Origin of the sequence: Paenibacillus forsythiae T98 (genome assembly GCF_000520735.1) — a bacterium.
Classification (GTDB): Bacteria; Bacillota; Bacilli; order Paenibacillales; family Paenibacillaceae; genus Paenibacillus_AQ; species Paenibacillus_AQ forsythiae.
This window is the reverse complement of sequence record NZ_ASSC01000149.1, coordinates 1-5410: the sequence shown is the minus strand read 5'-3', so window position 1 is coordinate 5410 and position 5410 is coordinate 1. Positions and strand designations below refer to the sequence as shown.

General features: G+C 53.9%; 5 protein-coding genes. All 5 read left to right on the top strand.

Features of this window, described 5'->3' with window-relative positions; translation table 11 throughout:
- Window positions 1-1167 (top strand): ABC transporter ATP-binding protein (locus tag L692_RS0105725; protein WP_332258253.1); only part of this gene is annotated, 1167 nt, incomplete at its 5' end.
- Window positions 1151-2842, top strand: coding sequence for an ABC transporter permease (locus L692_RS0105720; protein WP_198027707.1), 1692 nt, complete (start codon window positions 1151-1153; stop codon window positions 2840-2842). The genes L692_RS0105725 and L692_RS0105720, both read left to right, overlap by 17 nt.
- Window positions 2843-2895: 53 nt before the next feature.
- Window positions 2896-4134, top strand: coding sequence for an extracellular solute-binding protein (locus tag L692_RS0105715; protein ID WP_025697995.1), 1239 nt, complete (start codon window positions 2896-2898; stop codon window positions 4132-4134).
- Between the two features lie 64 nt (window positions 4135-4198).
- The gene (locus L692_RS0105710) at window positions 4199-5056 is read left to right on the top strand and encodes a protein phosphatase 2C domain-containing protein (RefSeq protein WP_025697993.1); all 858 of its coding nucleotides are present in this window, start codon (window positions 4199-4201) and stop codon (window positions 5054-5056) included.
- Between the two features lie 139 nt (window positions 5057-5195).
- Window positions 5196-5410 (top strand): putative ABC transporter permease (locus tag L692_RS0105705; protein WP_025697991.1); only part of this gene is annotated, 215 nt, incomplete at its 3' end.

Genomic DNA, 5410 nt, shown 5'->3' with positions numbered 1-5410 from the left:
GCACAGGAGCATGAACCGGCTGCCGCCGCTGTTCCCGTCATTACCGGAAGCGAGGAGATACTCATGAGCAAGGTTGTTTTCGATCATGTCACCAAATACTTTGGAACGGCAAAGGCCGTTAATGATGCGCATTTTACGATAGAAGAAGGCGAGTTCTTCACATTGCTTGGCCCCAGCGGATGCGGCAAGACGACGCTGCTTCGGACGATAGCGGGCTTTTACAGACAGGAAGAAGGCCATATTTACTTTGGCGACCAGTTGATTGATGATGTGCCCACTCACGAACGCAATATCGGCATGGTGTTTCAGAACTATGCGATTTTTCCCCATATGACTGTATTTGATAATGTGGCCTATGGCCTGAAGGCGAGAAAGGTGTCCAAGGAGGAGATTCGGACCCGGGTGCTGGAGGCGCTCGACATGGTGGAGCTTACGCATCTTAAGGACCGCATTCCGTCCAACATGAGCGGCGGTCAGCAGCAGCGGATCGCCTTGGCCCGCGCGATTGTTATCCGTCCGGCATTGCTGCTGATGGATGAGCCCTTGTCGAACCTCGATGCCAAGCTGAGAGTGAAGATGCGCACGGATATCCGCAAGCTGCAAAAGGACCTCAACATTACGACCATCTACGTGACGCATGATCAGGAGGAAGCGCTCGCTGTATCCGACCGAATTGCCGTCCTGCATAATGGAACCGTGCAGCAGATTGCTTCCCCGCAGGAGATTTATCTGTATCCGCAGAACCGGTTTGTCGCCAACTTTATGGGCACCTCGAATTTTCTGGACGGAACCTGTGAAGCAGGCGATACCCTGAGCAACCCCGCCAATATCAGGCTGATGGGACTTGAAACCGAGCTGCCTCTGCTGAAGCCGCATTCCGGCAAGGTGCTGTTCTCTATCCGGCCCGAACGGGTAAAGCTGTCGCCGGAGCCTTCCGTGGAGCATGGATATCAGGGGACGATCGACGAGGTAACCTTCCTTGGGGAAAAAGTCAGCTACACGGTAAAAATGGCGTCGGGCGAATCCATTGAGGTTCATGACCATTCGGTGTATACGCGGGATATTTACAAGCCGAAGCAGCCCGTGTATCTTGATCTTGGGCTGAGCCAATCCGTCATTTACAATGGCAGCGGCGAGGAGGTAATCTACCGTGCTATCGAGAGCTGAGGCGACTCCGGGCAATGCCATCCGGCAGAGACTGCTGCTGAGAAAATGGGATTTCTGGACCGCGGTCACGATCGTGGTCTATGTCCTGCTGTGCGCCTTCGTGGTGTACCCGCTGGTCACACTGTTCATCAACAGCTTTATCAGCGAAGAAGGCGGCTTCACCATCGAAAATTATATTACCTTCATTTCATTAAAATATTACCGTATGGCGCTGCTGAACAGCTTTATGGTGTCAGCGCTTGCCACAATCGGGGCTATCCTGATTGGAGTCCCGCTGGCCTACTTGTTTACCCGATATGCCATCAAGTTCAAAGGTCTTATACAGATTATGATTGTGATGTCTCTGCTGTCGCCCCCGTTCATCGGCGCTTATTCCTGGATCTTGCTGATGGGCAATAACGGCTTTATCACAAAATTCATTCGCGACCTTGGCATTTCGGTTCCGTCAATCTACGGGATGCACGGCATCGTGTTTGTATTCGCGCTCCAGTTCTACCCGCATATCTTCCTGTACGTCTCTGGCGCGCTGAAGACCATCGATACGTCGCTGGAGGAGGCGTCGGAAAGCCTCGGGATGACCGCCTGGCAGCGCCTTCGGACCGTGACCCTGCCCTTGATTTTTCCAACGCTTTCCGCCGGGGCGCTCATGGTATTCATGGCATCCTTCGCGGACTTCGGCACTCCGATGCTGCTGGGACAAGGCTTCAAGGTGCTTCCGATTCTTGCCTATGAGCAATTCGTGAGTGAAATGGGCGGCAACCCGGCGATGGCCAGCACGCTCAGCATCATTCTGATTCTGTTCTCCACGTCGGTCTTGTTCACTCAGCGCTATTTCGTCGCGCGCAAAAACTTCTCGATGACGGGGATGCGGACACCGAAGCTGATTCCGCTGAAGCCCCTGGCGAAGACGCTGCTGACAATTGCCGCTTTTATTCCCGCGTGTATTTCGATCCTGCCGCAGCTGACCGTAATCTTGACGTCATTTATCAAAACGAAGGGTCCTGTCTTTCAGTCAGGGTTTAGCCTTGACAGCTACCGGGAAGTGCTGTACCGGGTTCCCCGTTCGATTATTCACACGTATTCCTATTCGATCCTGTCCATCATCATTATGGTTGCGGGCGGCATGCTGATTTCGTATATTCTGGTTCGGCGCAAATCCAAGCTTACGGCGGCGCTCGACGGCATACTGATGATTCCGTATGTCATGCCGGGAACGGTGCTCGGGATCAGCCTTATTGTCGCATTCAACAAACCGCCGATTGTGCTGACGGGAACATGGATTATTCTTGTCATTGCCTATGTTGTGCGCAAAATTCCATACACCATCCGCTCCAGTACAGCCATTCTTCACCAGCTTGACCGCAGTGTCGAGGAAGCATCCATCAGTCTGGGCGTCCCGCCGATGAAGACCTTCTTCAAGACAACGGGAAGGCTGATGGCGCCGGGCGTCATATCCGGAGCGATTCTGAGCTGGATTACAACCATTAACGAGCTAAGCTCGACCCTTGTGTTGTATTATGGAGCGACAGCAACCATTTCGGTTACGATCTACAGCGAGGTGTTTACCTCCAACTATGGCACGGGCGCGGCGCTTGCGTCAATTCTGACGTTAAGCACGCTGATTTCTCTGCTCATTGCCAATAAGCTGTCCGGCGGCAAGGGCTTATCCCTATAAAAATTTCAGGAAAATAGAGGCGTCTGCGGCCCAGGTAGAAAGGGAGGATGACAATGACCAAAAATGGTGTGGTATGGGCGGCTTTATTGGTCATTATTGCGGTTACTGTCATTGTATATTCCAACTATTTCACCGAGGTCAAGCGGGTTCCGGAGCAGTATGACACGGAAAAGGAGAAGCTGGTCTGCTGGATCTACACGAGCGGCTGGTCAGACCTGCTGGCTGCGTATCAGAAGAGCCATCCGGGTGTAGAGCTGGAAGTGAGGGTATTCCCTTCCTATAAGGAGCTGCATACCGAGCTGCTTGCGGCGCTCTCGATCCGGACGGCTCCGCAGATTGTGGAGCTGGACAGCTCCTACGGACTGCCTGAACTGGTTTCATTGAATGCGCTGGCGCCGATATCCGGCCGTGCATCGCTTCCCGGAGATATGCTGCCTGCGGCGGCCCGGCCGTTCACTTATGGCGGACGATTATGGGCGGTTCCGGCAGGTGTCTCCGTTCCGGTAATGTTCTACAATAAGGACCTGATGAAATGGACGGGTGTGGATAAAGTCGTCGGCTTCTCTTCCCTGGAAGAGCTTGGCTACAAGACAAAGGCATGGAAGGCCGATCTGACGGCGCGCCATTCGGCGGGCTGGGAGCAAGCGCTCGTAATGGATGATTCGAAGCCATTCATTCTGTTGAATTTATGGGAGCAATCCCGGGAAAGCGGGCTGCCCGGAAGCTCCGGGCTGGAGCGCTTGCTCCGGGTATGGAATGGTCTTGTCTTTGATTCGAAGGCCATGAAGCCGCTCCGCAGCCAATTGGCTCCGAGCGATTTCATCTCCGGCAAGACATTGTTCTACATGGCCAATTCAAATATGATACCCTGGCTCGACCATTACATTGCCGGAAAATTTGAGTATGATATGCTTCCGGCGCCGCTTGCGGGCGGAGAAGCGCTATTGCCTCATATCAGTTCCTTCGGCATCGTGGCCGGGAAGAAGGCTGCGGGAGCGGCGGAAGATGTGGTGAACTACCTCGCCTCCTCCGAGGCCCAGGCGACAGTGCTGATGGCCACCGGATATTTGCCGGTTCGAACAGAGACGATTGTGGCAATCTCCCGAAACTATGCCTTAAACAGAAAATATAGTGTGCTCCTTGGCGCTGCCGGGGCGCTGGAAAGCCTGGAGCCTTCGGAAGACGCGCGCCTGCGCTGGGAGCGGATTGCGCTGATCCTGAACCAATTGGAGATGGAACGGGAAGCCGATTTCCGCGCCTATGCTTCGCAATTGCTGCCGTACATGCCCTGAGCGTAAGGAAGTGGGGTGCGAATTTCGGCCGGAAGGATTTAATTTTGGACAGGGGAAGGATAATATGATTGAAATAGATTGGATTTCGCTTCAAGGCACAGGGGAGTGGAACGAGGATGCCGTCATATTGAATGAGGAGCTTAGTCTCTATGGTGTGGTGGATGGCGCCACTTCGCTTGTGCCATACCGTGGAGCCGGCAATGAGACCGGCGGCCGGCTTGCTTCTCAAATCATCAAGCAGTACACAGAAAGTGTAACGGCGGCCGAATTTAAAGGAATAGAAGCCCTTCTCCGGGAAGCCAACTCCCGGCTGGGCCAGGAAATGATCCGGTGCGGAATCAATCCGCAGGCGAAGGAAGAATTATGGACGGCGGGGGCGGCTCTCGTTCGTATAACCGATTCGGCCGTCGAGTTCATTCAGGCCGGCGATTGCATGATCTATGCGATCTATGAGGATGGGTCCATCCGGGCGATCACCCGCGATCATGTAGCTGCGATCGACCAGGAGTCGAAGCGGATATGGGTGGATGGCATTGAGGCCGGAGTGCGTTCCAAGGATCAATTATGGGAGACCGTCAAGCCTGTGATTGCCGCCAACAAGCAGAAAATGAATACGCCCGAAGGGTATTCCGTGCTGAACGGGATGCCTGCGGCGGAGCAATTTTTCGAGTATGGAAGAATCAACAAGATCAGGCTGCAAAGCCTGCTGCTAGTGTCGGACGGCCTGTTCTATCCGGATGAGGGCGAAACGGCCGAAGAGGACGGAGCAGAGTCGCTGGTCCGCCAGGTCTCGCAGACAGGTCTTGATCGTTATGCGGAATGGCTGCTGCAATTGGAGCGGGAAGACGCCGAATGCATCCGCTATCCCCGGTTTAAAGTATCGGACGACAAGACAGGCATCTATATCCGGTTAAGATCATAGATGAAGTAGCCCCGCACGAGCGACTAACCAAGCCCCACGGTTGTGGGGTTTTTTGCGTACATATTCCTGTCTCCATGATGGCATACTATGCCCGATTTCAGATAAATCGGATATTCATAGGATGAAGGAGGCCGGAAATATGATATCTGGGCTGTTGTCTTGGAGCCAGCATGCGTCGCATAGTGTGCCGGGCGAATACTTTTTCTATTTTATCGTCTACTCCATATTGGGCTGGCTGATCGAAGGACTGTATAATTGGCACAGCAACGGGACGTTCCGCAAGGATGGGCTGATGAAAGGGCCGTATAAACCGATGTACGGCTTCGCTCCGCTGATCCTACTGGCCATGGGCGG